A 15,526-nucleotide genomic window follows, 5' to 3' on the forward strand; every position below is an offset into this window, starting at 1 on the left:
GGTCACCATGTCCACCTTCGAACGCTACCTGACCATCTGGGTCGCGCTGTGCATCGTCGTCGGGATTGTGCTCGGCCATGTCATGCCGGGCGTGTTCCAAGCCATCGGCTCTGCCGAGATCGCCAAGGTAAATTTGCCCGTTGCGGTCCTAATCTGGCTGATGGTCATCCCGATGCTGCTGAAGATCGACTTCGCGGCGCTCGGGCAGGTCGGCCGCCACTGGCGCGGGATCGGCGTCACCCTCTTCATCAACTGGGCGGTGAAACCCTTCTCGATGGCGGCGCTCGGCTGGTTCTTCATCGCCTGGCTGTTCCGGCCGTGGCTACCCGCCGACCAGATCAACAGCTACATCGCCGGACTCATCATCCTGGCGGCCGCGCCCTGCACCGCGATGGTCTTCGTCTGGTCGAACCTGACGAAGGGCGAACCGCACTTCACGCTCAGCCAGGTCGCCCTCAACGACGCGATCATGGTCGTCGCCTTTGCTCCGATCGTCGGCCTGCTGCTCGGCCTGTCGGCGATCACCGTGCCGTGGGGAACGCTCGTCCTCTCGGTCGTGCTCTACATCGTCATCCCCGTAATCGTCGCGCAACTCGTCCGCAGCCGCGTTCTGGCGAAGGGCGGACAGGCCGCGCTCGACAAGCTGCTCGGCCGACTGGGACCTGTTTCGCTCGTGGCCCTGCTCGCCACCCTCGTCCTGCTCTTCGGCTTCCAGGGCGAGCAGATCCTCGCCCAGCCGATGGTGATCGCGCTCCTGGCGGTGCCGATCCTGATCCAGGTCTACCTAAATGCCGGGCTGGCCTATCTCCTGAACCGGATCGCGGGCGAGCAGCATTGCGTCGCGGGGCCGTCAGCGCTGATCGGCGCCTCGAACTTCTTCGAGCTCGCCGTTGCTGCGGCGATCAGCCTGTTCGGCTTCAACTCCGGAGCGGCGCTCGCGACCGTGGTGGGGGTTCTTATCGAGGTGCCGGTCATGCTGACTGTGGTCTGGATCGTGAACCGATCGAAGGATTGGTACGAGCGCAGCGACAGCGTACGAAAGGTTCAGGCAGCGGAGTAATTCGACGATCATGGAAATAGAGGTTGACGAAGCGATCCCGTCCATGCCTACTTATTTCCATGAACATCGAAGAAGCAGCGAAGCAGCTCGAAGCGCTCGGTAACCCGACGCGCCTCCAGCTCTATCGAACCTTGGTCCGCGCGGGTCACGGCGGCCTCCCTGTCAATCAGGTGCAGGAACGCCTGGGGATCCCGGCTTCGACCCTGTCCCACCACCTTCAGCGGCTGATCCGGAACGGTCTCGTCACGCAGGAGCGACAGGCCACGACCCTGATCTGCCGCGCGGTCTATCCGGCCATGGATGCACTACTCGGCTTCCTCGCCGACGAATGCTGCATTGAGGAAGGCTGCTCGGATGCTTCCGGGAAGGCCGCCTGAGCGGCTTTTCATTTGCCACTTAATTCCATGTTTCTAGCAGGAATGGAGGATATCCAGATGAAGGAGCTTCCCGTCGTCGTCATCGGGGCCGGACCGATCGGACTCGCGGCCGCAGCGAACCTTGTCACGCGAGGTATACCGGTGAAGGTGCTCGAGGCAGGCGACGCGGCCGGCGCCAACATCCGGGACTGGGGTCACGTCCGACTGTTCTCTCCCTGGGAATTCAATGTCGATCCCGCCAGCCGGGTACTGCTTGCGGCCGCTGGTTGGAGGGAGCCCGAAAGCGGGAGCTATCCGACCGGAAACGACCTCGTCGAAATCTACCTGGCGCCCTTGGCGGCAACGAACGAACTGACCTCCGTCATCGAATACGGGGTCCGCGTTGCCGCGATCAGCCGCCATGGCATCGACAAGGTGGTGAGCAGGGACCGCGAGCTGCGCCCGTTCCAGTTGACCGTCGTCGGTCGCGACGGCGCGGTGAGCCGCGTCCAGGCCCGGGCGGTGATCGACGCTTCCGGAACATGGAGGACTCCGAACCCGGTGAATGCCAGCGGCGTGCCTGCGGAAGGCGAGGAAACGCTGGCTGATCGGATCGCCTACGGCATCCCCGATGTCCTCGGCCGAGACCGAGCCGACTATGTCGGCCGAACGACGCTGGTGGTGGGCGCCGGGCACTCCGCCGCGAACGTGCTGTTCGATCTCGATGAGCTTTCGGCTCGGGGCGGCGCGACCAGGGCGATCTGGGTCACGCGCGGCCGGGATCTCTCCCGTGTCTATGGCGGGGGCTCGAACGACCAGCTCGCTGCCCGGGGAGATCTCGGGCAGCGCCTGCGCCGTCTCGTAGCGGAAGGTCGCGTCGAATTGGTCTCCGGCTTCTCCGTCACGGACCTTTGCGAGGACAGTGCGGGCATCGTCGTGAACGGCGAGATCGGCGGTGTCGGCCGAACCATCGGACCGATCGACCGCATCGTGGCCTGCACGGGACAGCGGCCCGATCTTTCGCTGACCCGGGAGCTGCGGGTCGAGTTCGACCCCTGGCTCGAAAGCGCCCGGGCGCTCGGGCCCATGATCGACCCGAATCTCCATTCCTGCGGATCCGTTCCGCCGCACGGGCACCGTGAACTCTCGCATCCCGAACCTGGGTTCTACACCGTCGGGATCAAGAGCTACGGGCGCGCACCGACCTTCCTGATGATGACGGGCTTCGAGCAGGTTCGGTCGGTCGTGGCGGCGATCGCCGGCGATCTGGCCGAGGCCGACGATGTCAGGCTCGTCTTGCCGGAGACGGGCGTATGCACCGCGGTGCCGGCAGAAGCCGGAGGATGCTGCGGTGGTCCCGTACCGGCCGAAGCGGATGCCTGTTGCGCCGATGACGCCGCAGCGAAGGCCGACGGCAAGGCTGGATGCGGCTGTGGTCCTGCCAAAGCGCCGGAGCCCGCGCAGGCGACATCCTCCTGTTGCGGGAAGGCGGCGTGATCGATCGCGATCGGCTGACCGTCATTTCGGCCCTGGGCGTGGTGCAGATCCTCGCCTGGGGCTCGTCCTATTATCTCCCGGCCGTCCTTGCCGCACCGATCGCCGCCGATACCGGGTGGCCTCTGTCGTGGATCGTCGGCGCTCTTTCGATCGGGTTGCTCACCGCCGGGGCCGTCGCGCCCCATGTCGGCCGCGCCATCGGAGAGACGGGCGGGCGACCTGTCCTGGCGGCGGCGGCCATCCTCCTGGCCACCGGGCAATTCACTCTGGGCATCGCCCCGAATCTGCCGGTCTTCGTGTTCGGCTGGATCGTTCTCGGAGCGGGGATGGCCGCAGGCCTGTACGATGCGGCGTTCTCGACGCTTGGGCGTCTTTACGGAGGCAGCGCACGATCGGCGATCACGATGCTGACCTTGTGGGGCGGATTCGCCAGCACCGTCTGCTGGCCGTTATCGGCCTACCTCGTCGCTCATCTTGGATGGCGAGGTACCTGTTTCGCCTATGCCGCCATCCAGCTTCTGGTTTCCCTCCCGATCATCCTGATGGCCCTTCCGAAGGTTCCACCGGAGCTTCCGAAGGCGAAGGTTGGAGGCGGCGGTCCGACGGTCGAGCTGCTGCCGTCGGAACGCACCGCGTTCCGAATTCTTTCCGGGATCATGATCATCGGTGGTGCCATTACCGCGATCGTCGGTGTCCATCTGCTGACGCTGCTTCAGGCACAGGGGATCGGCTTGGCCGCGGCCGTTGCGCTCGGAGCTCTTGTCGGGCCGGCTCAGGTTGGCGGCCGGGTCGTCGAGATGGCAGGCGGAGGCCGTCACCATCCGATCTGGACGATGAGCGCGGCCCTTGGGCTGATTGCCTTCGGGCTCGCGATGCTGGCGTTCGGGGCTGGCCCGATCGCCTTGGCGCTTATCTTCTACGGCGCAGGGAACGGCGTCTTCTCGATCGCGAAGGGAACGCTGCCCCTCGCTCAGTTCGGACCGCAGCGATATGCGCCCCTGGTCGGAAAGCTCGCGAGGCCGAGCCTCGTTGCCCAGGCCTTGGCGCCGACGGCAGGGGCACTATTGCTCGATAAGGCGGGTTCGAACTGGACCTATGTGGCCCTCATGATGCTGGCCGTCATCAATGTCTTGCTTGGGGTATGCCTGTGGAGCGCCAAGAACCGGAAATGACGAACTCTTGAAATGAAGGTCCTTTCGCGGATCTCGCCGCCATGGCAAAGCATCCGCATGAAGCTTCGGCTCTTTGCGCATTGTCTGGTGCTGGCCCTGTTCATCACGGCTACCGTCCTGGCTGCTTTCGTCAGCCCGGCGACGGCAGGCTTTGGCCGTACGGATGCAGTGGACATGGCGATGCCGATGGATGGCGCCATGCCGTGCTGCCCGCCCGATCAGGGCAAGGCCAAGGACTGCACGACCAACTGCCCCGCGTTGAGCTTCTGCCTGGCAAAATGCTTCGCCAGCGAACCGACGTCGTTCGTTACACTCGCCCGGCCGATCGTTGCTCAACTCGGGCTCGGCGGGAACGACGCCGATCATGTTTCGCGGCCTTTCGAGCCGCCCGCCCGACCTCCACGAACCTGAGGCATCGCCAGCGCGAATGCGCTGGTTTCGTCCGCACAGCAGTTCCGGGCGGACGGTGAGCCGTGGCCATCGCCACGTCTGAGGCTGTGCGCCTGTGCGGCAGCCTGATGCATTCAGGACTACGATCATGACCTTCAACACTTTGCGGGCGCTCGTCGCGGCGCTTCCGCTCGCGGCCGTCTCCCTTCCGGCGCTCGCGGATATCAAGGACTATGAGTTCCGGCTCGTGCAGAGCGAACTCAAGCACGGCAACGGCGTCGTTATCGCCGTTCAGCTCATCGATAAGCGCTCGGGTAAGCCGGTTCCCGACGCCGTGATCTTTGCGCAGCGCATCGACATGGCGCCGGACGGCATGGAGATGATGGCGTCGCCGATCGAGGCGATGCCATCGACCGAACCCGGAACCTACCGCTTCAAGACCAATCTGGTCATGGCTGGCGGTTGGCGCCTCTCGCTCGGCGCCAAGGTTCAGGGTGAAACCGGCACGCTCGAAAACAAGCTGATCCTCAAGGCCCTGCCATGAAACGCCTCGCCCTCACGGGCCTCGCTCTCGCCGCCATCTTGGCGGCGGGAGGTGCAGGCTATTGGGCCGGGCAACGCGGTCTTGCCGTTGGCTGGCGCGGATGGCTCGGTATCGATGGTTCGCTCGCGGCAAACGAGCCTGTCGGAAGCGGCCCGGTCATCTACTATCAGGACCCGGACCGGAAGCCGGTCTATTCGGCAGGGCCGCGCCAGGCCGGGGACGGCAGACCCTTCACGGCCGTCCGCGCCAGTCAGGATGTCAGCTTCGAGGAGAAACTCCCGAGCGAGGAGCGGACAGTGCAGGCCGACGCGAAGCGCGTCCTCTACTACCGCAATCCCATGGGGCTCCCCGATACCTCGCCGGCGCCGAAGAAAGACTCTATGGGGATGGACTATCTCCCCGTCTACGAAGGCGAGGGAAACGAAGACGGCGTCATCAAGCTCTCGCCCGGGCGCATCCAGCGCAGCGGCGTCCGTTCCGAACCTGTCCGCCGTCAGACCATTGCCCAAACCGTTCACGTTCCAGGCGTAGTGCAGCTTGACGAGCGGCGGGTCTCCGTCGTGACGATACGCGCCGACGCCTTCGTCCAGGAGGTCGCGGCGGTCACGACCGGTGACCACGTCACGAAGGGAACCCGCCTCGCGCGCATTTACTCGCCCGAGATCAGCACGGCCGGCGCTCAGTTCATCACCGAGCTCAATGCCGCGGCGCGCGGCGTACCCGAAGGCGGCGCAAGACAGCGGCTCGAAAACCTCGGCGTCCCTTCGGAGGTCATCGCCGAGATCGAGCGAAGCCGGAAGGTGCCGCTCACGATCAACTGGTCGGCACCACGTGACGGGATCGTGCTCGAACGTTCGGTCAGCGATGGGATGAAGATGGCCGCCGGCGGCAGTCTGTTTCGGCTAGCCGACATCTCGACGATCTGGGTTCTGGCCGATGTTCCGGAACGCGAACTGGCTGCCGTGAGCATCGGGGCACCAGCCACGGTGCGGTTGCGCGGCCGTCCCGGGAGCTCCTTCGAAGGTCGCATCAGCGTGATCTACCCGGAGATCGCCGAGGCGACGCGCACGGCCAGGGTCCGCATCGAGATCGGCAACCGCGACGGCATGCTGCTGCCGAACATGTATGCCGATGTCGATATCGGCTCCGGTGATGCCTCTCCGGAACCCGCCGTTCCCGACAGTGCCGTGATCGATAGCGGCACGCGCCGCATCGTCATCCTCGATCTGGGCGAGGGCCGCTTCGCACCGCGCGAGGTCAAGCTCGGGCGCCGCGGCGACGGCATGGTCGCGATCACCGAGGGTGTCGCCGAGGGCGACCGCGTCGTCGTCGCGGCCAACTTCCTGATCGATGCCGAGAGCAATCTCAAGGCCGCTCTGGGCGGATTTACGCAGCCGGAGGCCAAGCCATGATCGCCCGCCTGATCGCCTGGTCGGCGCGCAACCTGATCCTCGTCTTCGTCGCCTCGGCCTTCGCCGTGGCGGCGGGTGTCTATGCGCTGAAGACCCTGCCGCTCGACGCGATCCCGGACCTCTCCGATGTCCAGGTCATCGTCTACACCGAATACCCGGGCCAGGCGCCGCAAGTGATCGAGGACCAGGTCACCTATCCGCTGACGACCTCGATGTTGACGGTACCGAAGGCGCGCGTCGTGCGCGGCTTCTCCTTCTTCGGCGTCTCCTTCGTTTACGTCATCTTCGAGGATGGCACCGACCCCTATTGGGCGCGCTCGCGCGTGCTCGAGTATCTCAACGCGGCCGCGCGGCGCCTGCCGACCGGGGTCACGCTGACGCTCGGGCCGGACGCGACCGGGGTTGGCTGGGTCTACCAGTACGCCGTCATGGCCAAGGACATGAGTTTGGCCGAGCTAAGGTCGTTACAGGACTGGGTGGTGCGCTTCGCAGCCTCGCGCGCGGAGGGCGTAGCCGAGGTCGCCAGCGTCGGTGGCTTCGTCAAGCAATACGCGATCGTCGTGGATCCCGCGCGGCTGCGTGCCCAGGGCGTTTCGCTCGCCACGCTGCGCGAGGCGGTGCGCAGCAGCAACATGGATGTCGGCGGGCGCACGGTCGAGCTCAGCGAGTTCGAGTTCATGGTTCGCGGCCGCGGCTACCTGAAGTCGATCGCCGATATCGAGAGCATCGTCCTGAAAAGCGACCGGGGCGTGCCGCTTCGCCTCTCCGACGTCGCCCGCGTCGAACTTGGTCCGGACGAGCGGCGCGGCATCACCGAACTCAACGGCGAGGGCGAGGTCGCAAGCGGCATTGTTCTGCAACGCTTCGGCGCCAACGCACTGGCGGTGATCGAGCACGCCAAGGCAAGACTCGCGGAGCTCGCGCCGAGCTTGCCGGGTGGGGCGGAGATCGTGCCTGTCTATGACCGCTCCGGGCTGATCGAGCGGGCCATCGAGACGCTGAAGGGCACGCTGATCGAAGAGACCATCATCGTCGCGCTGGTCTGCATCGTGTTCCTGCTGCATCTGCGCAGCGCCCTGGTCGCGATCATCATGCTGCCCGTCGGCATCCTGATGGCGTTCGCGGCGATGAAGGTGCTCGGCCAGGGCTCCAACATCATGAGCCTCGGCGGCATCGCGATCGCCGTCGGCGCCATGATCGACGCCGCCATCGTCATGATCGAGAACGCCCACAAGCACCTCGAACGGGCCGCGCCGGACAAGCCACGCATCGACATCCTGATCGAGGCGGCCAGCGAGGTCGGCCCGGCGTTGTTCTTCAGCCTGCTCGTCATCACGGTCTCGTTCCTGCCGATCTTCACCTTGGAAGCGGAGGAGGGCCGTCTGTTCGGGCCGCTCGCCTTCACCAAGACCTTCGCCATGGCGGCCGCGGCGCTCCTGTCGGTGACACTCGTCCCGGCGCTGATGGTCGTCTTCGTGAAGGGGAGGATCATCCCGGAGAGCCGGAACCCGATCAATCGCGGTTTGATAGCGCTCTACCGCCCGATGATCCGCGGGGTTCTCGGCGCCAAGACGCTGACGATCCTGGCCGCGGTGACCGTTCTCGGGCTCAGCCTCTGGCCAGCGCGGCAGCTCGGTTCGGAGTTCATGCCGTCCCTCGACGAGGGCACGCTGATGTACATGCCGACCACCTTGCCAGGCATCTCGGTGACCAAGGCGGCCGAGATGCTTCAAACCCAGAACCGGATCATCCGCTCGTTCCCGGAGGTCGCCTCGGTCTACGGCAAGGCGGGGCGCGCCCAGACGGCAACCGATCCGGCGCCGACCGAGATGTTCGAAACCATCATCAACCTGAAGCCTAAGGCGGAATGGCGCGAGGGCGTCACGCTCGACAGCCTCAAGGCGGAGATGGACAAGGCGCTCCAGTTCCCCGGCGTTTCCAACGCCTGGACGCAGCCGATCCGGGCCCGCATCGACATGCTCGCGACCGGCATCCGCACGCCGATCGGGGTGAAGGTGTTTGGTACCGATCTCGCGCAAATGGAGGCGGTCTCGCGCCAGATCGAGACGGTGCTGAAGGCCGTGCCGGGGACGAGCAGCGCCTATGCCGAGCGTGTGATTGGAGGCTATTTCCTCGACATCGTGCCGGACCGGATCGCGCTGGGGCGGTACGGGCTCTCCATCGGCGACGTCCAGAACGCCATCGTGATGGCGATGGGCGGCGAGACTGTGACGACGACGGTCGAGGGTCGCGAGCGCTATGGCGTCAGCATCCGCTATCCGCGCGACCTGCGCTCCGATCCTCAGGCGATTGCGCGCGAGGTCCAGGTCTCGACACCCTCCAGCGCCAGCATTCCGCTCGGCGATGTCGCGAGCATCGAGCGCAAGCGCGGTGCGACCTCGATCCGAACCGAGAATGGCGAGCTAGCGGTCTACATCTTCGTCGACACGGTCGGGCGTGATCTCGGCGGTTACGTCCGCGATGCCCAGAACGCGATCGCGCAGAGCATCAAGCTGCCCGCGGGCTATCGCATCGCCTGGAGCGGCCAGTTCGAATATCTCGAACGGGCCGAGGCCCGCCTCAAGCTGGTCGTGCCGGTGACGCTCGCGATCATCTTCCTGCTGCTCTACCTGAATTTCCGCAAGCTGACCGAGACGTTCATCGTCATGCTCTCGCTGCCATTCGCGCTGGTTGGCGGTGTCTGGCTGCTTTGGTGGCTCGGCTTCAACATGTCGGTCGCCGTTGCCGTCGGCTTCATCGCGCTCGCAGGCGTCGCCGCCGAGACTGGGGTGATAATGCTGATCTATCTCGATCACGCCCTCAGCGAGGTGCGGGCGCGCTGCGAAGCGCAGGGGCGGGCGTTCACGCGCGCCGACCTGCACGAGGCGATCATGCTCGGTGCTGTGGAGCGCGTGCGGCCAAAAATCATGACCGTGGTCGCGATCATGGCGGGCCTGCTGCCGATCCTCTGGAACACCGGCACGGGCTCGGAGGTGATGCAGCGCATCGCCGTGCCGATGATCGGAGGGATGGTCTCGTCGACCGTACTGACGCTGCTGGTGATCCCGGCGATCTACGCGTTGATCAAAGGTTGGCGGCTGCCATCGGCCGCGAAGGTCGAGAAAGTCAGAGAGGCATCAGCTTCAGCGCATCTTGCTGCCAGTACCGAATGAGGGAGAAGCCAATATGCATGGCATGATGAGCGGCATGAGCTGGGGGATGGGACTGGTCGTATTTCTCGGCATTGCGATCGTCATCTTGGTGATCGCCGCGCTCGTGAAATACCTCTTCTGATGGCAGGGAACCAAGTCGACGTCATCGTCAGAGGGCGCTGTCGAGGGCTAATGTCGTCGGTTCGATCGCAACGATCTCGCAGTCGGCCGCCGTGCCGTTCTGCCAGGACTGCACCAGAAAGCTGGCGTCAGAGCCGACCGCCATGATCGGATGATGCCAAAGTCCCCGCCGATAGATCATGCCCTGCGACGCCGTGAACGAGAACGCTGTGAGGGTCGAAAGATCGGGCATGCCGTCTTCGCCGGCTTGACTGACGATGACGACGTGGCCCTCGCCGCCGAGCGGCACGATCAGTTGGATCGAATTCACATGCCGCTCCAGCATGGTGATGGTCTGGTCAGGCTGCTGCCGCTTCGCTTCGAAAATAGAAGTGACCAATCGGGATCCGGCCTGAACCTCGGCGGCTGGGTGAGCGTGGATATCGTGGCGGCGCGCAGTGCCGTTGTTCGCATCGCAGCCGGAATTGGTGGTTTCGACGATCCAGCCGAAGGGCTCAAATGCCAATTCGGTGACTGGCTTCACGTCCAGCAGGTTATCTTGAGAAGACATGCCGCCAAGCGTTGTGAGGCCATCTATCCGGCTTCCCTTCATTTCTTTCATGATTTTCGCCTCCCAACACTTTGAATTATTTCGATAATGAAAGAACAGCTCGCGAACGAGATCTTGAAAAAACCGTCCCCGATGAGTTCGTTCAGGTGCCGGCGCTGGCCATTGTTAGGACCATCCGGAACTTCGCATCGCCTGACTTCATTCGACGGTAGGCGTCGGCGGCATCCTCCAGAGGCATGGTCTCTATCCAGGGCCGGACCTCTGTGAGGACGCTGAAGTCCAGGGTCCGTTCATTCTCGTAGGGCGTGCCGGTGATGGAGCCTTGCACGCTCCGCTCACCACCAACCAGGATACCGGCTGATACGGCGAGGGGGTCCTTGCCGGTTCCGAGCATGACGAGCCGACCTCCCGGAGCCAACCCCGCGAGGAGCGGCGATACGACATTGGCCAAGCCGACGGTGGCGATGATGGCTTTGGCTCCGCCTATGGCGGTCAGGGCCTGTGCCGCGTCCTGCGTTTCCGTGTCGATGTAGCTGTGAGCTCCGAGCCCTTGCGCATCAAGGGCGGTATCCGTGCCGCGCCCGATGGCGACGACCCTGAAACCCATTCGGCGTGCGTATTGGACGGCCATATGACCGAGCCCGCCGATGCCGAGGACGGCGACCGTATCCCCGGCCTCGGCGCCGGATTTCTTCAGCGCGTTGAAGGTCGCGATACCCGCGCACAGAATGGGAGCTGCCTCTTCCGAACTCAACTCTTTGGGAATGGAAACCAAGCCTGTACCGCGGGCAATCATCATCTCGGCATAGCCGCCGTCGCAGGTCGAGCCGACGAAATGCTGGTTTCGGCAGAGTTGGAATTTGCCCTGGCGGCATTGAGCGCATTCGTTGCAGTGGCCGCCGAGGCGCCCGACGCCGACACGTTGCCCTTCGCGCCAGATGGATGGCACCTGGGGACCGAGCGCGACGATCCGACCGACCACCTCATGCCCGGGAACGCGAGGCCATGGTCCTCCGCTCCGTTCGACATCGTTCGCGTCGGCACCGCAAAGGCCACATGCCTCCACGGAGAGGAGGACCTCCCCAGATCCGGGAACCGGGATGTCCCGCTCGATCAGTTCGAGCTTTCCAGGAGCCGTCACGACCACGGCCCGATAGGTGCTCCCCATTACGACTATCTCCCAACTAGGGTTGGCGTCGGATTACGGACGATCCCGCCCGACAGCTTCATCAGTTCTTCGACGGCACGGTCCGCGGCATCGACTGCTCCGGCGAGATATCCTGGCTCGCGACTGCTGGCCTCGCTTCCGGCCAGCAGGAGACGCCCGGCCCAGTCACCTTCGACGTGAGGTGAGGGGAAGCCGACGGGATGGCCGGCAGCGCCCAGGTCCTCCTGCGTCGCCGTGAGAGGATCGGCTGCCCAATCCTTGTAGAGCGTCGCTTTCGGCGCGCCTGCGAGGGGGCCAAACATGGCCGCGAGCTGCTCGACCGCGGCCTTGACGATCGCCGCCTCACCAATCTCTGCACGCCGTGGAGCCGGAACACCTAAGAAGCCGAACAAGGCAGCCTGGCCCGAAGCCGTGGTGGCATCGTGGATCTCCGCCAAGGGCCCGACCATGCTGCGGCCAGCTCCTGACAGGCCCGCCTCGCGCCAGAACGGCCGCTCGTAGACCGCGAAGAACTTCGCATGGGGAGCCATCCAGGTCGGCGTTTGCCGCCAAGCTCTCTGGACCTGACCCTCGATGCTCGGATCGAGAACGATCGATTCCGCGAGGAGGCGCGGGGGCAGGGCCAGAATCACCCGGGATGCCTCCCGTCTCACGGTCTCTCCGTGCTGCGTCGTGCAGATCAGATCGACCCCACCTTCGGTCCGTATCAGGCTGCGAACGGTTGTGCCGGTTCGGATCGATGCTGCGGGAAGCTGGGCGGCGAGGGCGGAGACAAGAGTGCCGGTCCCTCCGATGAGGCGGGCCGAGGCCGATTGCCGGAAGCTATTTCCGGGATAGCGTGCAGGTGTCGCCCCGGCGCGATGTTGGACGATGACGTCGCCCTCCTCATGCTGCCGGAAGCAGGCGAGGCCAAGTTCGTCCACGAGCGCCGCCAACTGAGGTTGCATCTCCGGCCAGAGCCAGGACGGCCCGAGATCGAAGCCATCGGAAGACGATGCGCCAGAGCTCCCCGCCGACAGAATTCGCCCGCCGAGCCTGTCCCGTGCCTCGATCAGCTCGAAGGGAGTGCCAGCCTGATGCAGACGGCGGGCCGCGACGAGCCCCGCCAGACCTCCGCCGATGATGGCGATCTTGTCGTTCGTGTTCGGGGTCGATGTGCACATGCCGATCAGCCGCGCCGGGTCGCTGTGTACCGACCCGCCACCAAAGCTAGGACGGCGGTCAGCAGCGGCGCGAACGAAAGCCAGAGAACCGTGTTCCAGCCGAAGGAAGACAGCAATCCGCCGGACAGGAACGAGCCGATCGCCATCGTGCCGAACACGGCGAAGTCGTTGAAGGACTGCACGCGTGCCTTCTCTTCCGGCCGATGGCATTCGAGCACCATGGCGGACGCGCCGACAAAGCCGAAGTTCCAGCCGAGACCCAGCAGGATCAGCGTCGCCCAGAAATGCGCGACATCGATTCCGAGCAGGCCGACTGCTGACGAAGCGCCTGTCAGGATAAGCCCGGCGGCGACGACCTTCGCGGCACCGAAGCGCGTGATCAGTCGCCCCGTCCAGAAGCTAGGGCCGTACATAGCGATGACATGCCATTGCAGCCCGAGATTGGCCGATTCCTGAGACAGGCCGCAGAACTTCATCGCCAAGGGTGCCGCCGTCATCAGGAAGTTCATCAGCAGGTAAGAAACGACCCCGCAGATGATCGCAAGGATGAAGCGTGGCTGGCGGACGATAACGCCCAGCGGTCTGCCTCCGGCACGCTCTGCTGCGGTCGGCATTGGCAGCTTCACGCCGAGAAGGATGAAGGCGGAGATCGCGGCCACCGCCGCCTGTCCGACATAGGTCGCGGCAAAAAGATGGGGCGCCCACAGATCCATCGTGTGCGTGACGAGCTGGGGGCCGATCACACCGGCGAAGACTCCGCCGGCCATTACGGCCGACAGAGCCCGGGGCCGCCGGGCAGGCGCGGCGCAGTCGGCGGCCGCGAAGCGAAACGACAGCACCACCGCAGCGTAGACCCCGCCGAAGAAGGTCGCGGCGCAGAAGACCCAGAAGGCTGCGTAGTAAACCGCCAGCGCACCGAGCAGGCCTGCCAGCACGCCGCAACCGGTTCCCAGCATGAAGGCTGCCCTGCGGCCATGGCGCTGCGCGACCGCACCAGCCGGCAGCGTGCAAAGAGCCATGCCGACGACGAAGATCGAGATCGGCATCGTTGCGAGCGCCTTGCTCGGCGCCAGCATGTCTCCGACGACGGCTCCGGTCGCGTAGACGACGGTCGAGTTGGCTCCTGCCAGGGCCTGGCAGATGGCCAGCCTGAGAACGTTCCCGCGTTCCCGGCGCAGGGTTTCAGCCTGCCCGGGTTCGTTCGATGCAGTGATCGTGGTCATGCTGCGATCTGGCTCTTCCAGAGTGTGTCACGCGGTGACGGGCGCCGATGGAGGCGTTCGTCGAGAAGTGCGCGGGCTTTCGTGGCTTCGCCGCTGCGGATCAGCGCCAGCAGCAAGGTGTCTTCGATGATTTCGCGCTGGGCGCCGCTGCCGCCGATCCGCGCGACATCGCCGGCCATCGGCTCGAGAATCCGGGCGCAGCCGGCATAGTCACCTTCGGCGAAGGCTAGCGCAGCCCGGCAGATGGCTGGAACGATCGGACCCGCGGCCATCGCCCCTTCCTCGACCAGCTTCGTCAGCGCTTCGATGCGTTCGCCCGCCGCGATCCTGTCGCCCATTGCAGCGGACAGAAGGCCGAGATGAGCGTCGGCGAACGCGAGGCCGGGCTTGGGGAATTTCGTGTCTGCGTAAGTCCGCGCCGTCTCCCACAACCCGGCCGGGACCTCATGCCCATAAGTGCGGATGCGCCAGAGCAGCGAGACCGTGTCGGTCATGATGTTGATCGGCGTTCCGAGTGAGACCGCAGGCTGGACGTGTTCCTCGTAGACCGCCAGGGCACGTGCTGCATCTCCGCGTTCCAGCGCCGAGAGCGCTTCGTGCCAGGCGATGTGACCGTGCAGGATCCCTGAACGGTCATAGGTCGGCAGCCATTGAGTAATCAGTCGCTCGGCTTCCGCCCCCGCGCCGTCCTCGAACATCGCATGCGAGAGGGCATGGGCACCGTTGGCGTTGGCAGGCCGAAGATCCAGGCTCCGCTGAGCGAGATCGCGGCCGAGCCTCACGGCGCCGTTCTCGGCATGCGACCAGCCGCGATAGGTCAGGAACCACCAGTCATCGGATTCGAAATGATCGGCATAGCGCTCGCACAGGTCGACACGAGCCTGGTCGTGATCGGCCATGCCGGAGAATGCGAACAGGCCGAAGGCTCCGAGCGGCAACGACATGATCACGACGTCACGCGGCCATTTGTCGATGTGGGCCAACGCCGCGGAAAGGGCATTGGCCGCTTGCCCCGTCACGGCGAAGGCCAACGTTGCGACGTGACTGCGCTCCCGGGGCGTGCCGTTGCGTGCGACGAGGTCGGATGCCTTGGCGATCGAGGTCTTTGCGTCGGCGGGTTGGACGCGGATCGCATAGGCGCGCGCCAGCGCCGCATGGGCGAGCGCGAAATCGGGGTCAGCCAAGAGGGCCTGCTGCAACGTCTCCATGGCGCGCGGCCAGGCGGAGAGAAGAAGATCGATACCCTCGCGGTAGAAGCGCGCCGCTTCCGCGGAGTTGGTCGAAATGGCGAGGCCGCGGCTGTCGACATGGGCCATAGCGATGTTCCGCTCCGTTCGAGTTTGGGTTCATAGCCCATAGCAGAAGCGCTCTTGGCGAACTTTCGACGTTTTGCCATAATTCATCGAGTATCGGACATATTGGGCTCGTAGATGTCCTGGTTGACGGTTTCCGCCCCGCCAAGTGCTCGCCCGCCGCGCCCCCTGACCATTCGGGCGCAGTCGATTCCCGCGCGCCATTACTTTCCCGAGCACGCCCACGATTGGCATCAGCTCGTCTATGCGATCGACGGCGTGCTCACGATTTCGACGGCCGGGCGAACATTCATCACCTCGCCGGAGCAAGCCGCCTGGCTGCCGACCGGTGTGTCAAACGGCCCGCAAAGTTGCCCCCCGATCGGCGTCCAATGTTGACCCCTTG

The 15,526-nt window shown here is 65.1% G+C and carries 14 protein-coding genes; 9 read left to right on the forward strand and 5 right to left on the reverse strand.

What is annotated here, in order from left to right; genetic code table 11:
* The first annotated feature begins 7 nt into the window (after positions 1 to 7).
* The 8 genes from arsB to ACODTJ_RS26350 all read left to right on the forward strand — a co-directional run bounded on the left by arsB (position 8) and on the right by ACODTJ_RS26350 (position 9,604).
* Positions 8 to 1,060: an ACR3 family arsenite efflux transporter gene (gene arsB, locus ACODTJ_RS26315; protein WP_488850859.1), complete on the forward strand. Its 1,053-nt coding sequence runs from the start codon at positions 8 to 10 to the stop codon at positions 1,058 to 1,060.
* 59 nt (positions 1,061 to 1,119) lie between these two features.
* A complete protein-coding gene (locus ACODTJ_RS26320; protein WP_454656762.1) occupies positions 1,120 to 1,437 on the forward strand; it encodes an ArsR/SmtB family transcription factor in 318 nt (105 codons plus the stop codon).
* Positions 1,438 to 1,494: 57 nt separating this feature from the next.
* Complete coding sequence (locus ACODTJ_RS26325; protein WP_454656763.1) at positions 1,495 to 2,913, forward strand: FAD-dependent oxidoreductase; 1,419 nt, start codon at positions 1,495 to 1,497, stop codon at positions 2,911 to 2,913.
* The gene (locus ACODTJ_RS26330) at positions 2,910 to 4,085 is read left to right on the forward strand and encodes an MFS transporter (RefSeq protein ID WP_488850861.1); all 1,176 of its coding nucleotides are present in this window, start codon (positions 2,910 to 2,912) and stop codon (positions 4,083 to 4,085) included. Before ACODTJ_RS26325 ends, ACODTJ_RS26330 begins: the two co-directional genes overlap by 4 nt.
* A 12-nt stretch (positions 4,086 to 4,097) precedes the next feature.
* Positions 4,098 to 4,496: a hypothetical protein gene (locus ACODTJ_RS26335; RefSeq protein ID WP_454656765.1), complete on the forward strand. Its 399-nt coding sequence runs from the start codon at positions 4,098 to 4,100 to the stop codon at positions 4,494 to 4,496.
* Between the two features lie 127 nt (positions 4,497 to 4,623).
* The gene (locus ACODTJ_RS26340) at positions 4,624 to 5,019 is read left to right on the forward strand and encodes a FixH family protein (RefSeq protein WP_454656766.1); all 396 of its coding nucleotides are present in this window, start codon (positions 4,624 to 4,626) and stop codon (positions 5,017 to 5,019) included.
* Positions 5,016 to 6,431, forward strand: a complete 1,416-nt coding sequence (locus ACODTJ_RS26345; protein ID WP_454656767.1) for an efflux RND transporter periplasmic adaptor subunit — start codon at positions 5,016 to 5,018, stop codon at positions 6,429 to 6,431. The genes ACODTJ_RS26340 and ACODTJ_RS26345 overlap by 4 nt, the downstream gene beginning before the upstream one ends.
* Positions 6,428 to 9,604, forward strand: a complete 3,177-nt coding sequence (locus ACODTJ_RS26350; RefSeq protein ID WP_454656768.1) for an efflux RND transporter permease subunit — start codon at positions 6,428 to 6,430, stop codon at positions 9,602 to 9,604. The genes ACODTJ_RS26345 and ACODTJ_RS26350 overlap by 4 nt, the downstream gene beginning before the upstream one ends.
* A gap of 148 nt (positions 9,605 to 9,752) precedes the next feature.
* Here ACODTJ_RS26350 and ACODTJ_RS26355 read toward each other — a convergent pair whose 3' ends face one another.
* The 5 genes from ACODTJ_RS26355 to ACODTJ_RS26375 form a co-directional block, all read right to left on the reverse strand.
* Entirely contained in the window at positions 9,753 to 10,325 is a 573-nt protein-coding gene (locus tag ACODTJ_RS26355) for an ureidoglycolate lyase (protein ID WP_454656769.1), read from the reverse strand.
* 91 nt (positions 10,326 to 10,416) lie between these two features.
* On the reverse strand, positions 10,417 to 11,442 hold the full coding sequence (locus ACODTJ_RS26360) for an alcohol dehydrogenase (RefSeq protein WP_454656770.1): 1,026 nt from the start codon (positions 11,440 to 11,442) through the stop codon (positions 10,417 to 10,419).
* Between the two features lie 5 nt (positions 11,443 to 11,447).
* A complete protein-coding gene (locus ACODTJ_RS26365; RefSeq protein WP_454656771.1) occupies positions 11,448 to 12,605 on the reverse strand; it encodes a flavin monoamine oxidase family protein in 1,158 nt (385 codons plus the stop codon).
* 5 nt (positions 12,606 to 12,610) lie between these two features.
* Positions 12,611 to 13,828: an MFS transporter gene (locus tag ACODTJ_RS26370; protein WP_454656772.1), complete on the reverse strand. Its 1,218-nt coding sequence runs from the start codon at positions 13,826 to 13,828 to the stop codon at positions 12,611 to 12,613.
* Positions 13,825 to 15,144 carry a tetratricopeptide repeat protein gene (locus ACODTJ_RS26375; protein WP_454656773.1) on the reverse strand — a complete coding sequence of 440 codons (1,320 nt, stop codon included), beginning with the start codon at positions 15,142 to 15,144 and terminating at the stop codon, positions 13,825 to 13,827. The genes ACODTJ_RS26370 and ACODTJ_RS26375 overlap by 4 nt, the downstream gene beginning before the upstream one ends.
* Positions 15,145 to 15,258: 114 nt before the next feature.
* Between ACODTJ_RS26375 and ACODTJ_RS26380 the strand changes: the two genes are divergently transcribed.
* Positions 15,259 to 15,519 (forward strand): AraC family ligand binding domain-containing protein, encoded by a 261-nt coding sequence (locus ACODTJ_RS26380; RefSeq protein WP_488850867.1) that lies wholly within the window; start codon positions 15,259 to 15,261, stop codon positions 15,517 to 15,519.
* Positions 15,520 to 15,526: the final 7 nt, after the last annotated feature.

Source organism: Allobosea sp. FG18, from assembly GCF_057809495.1.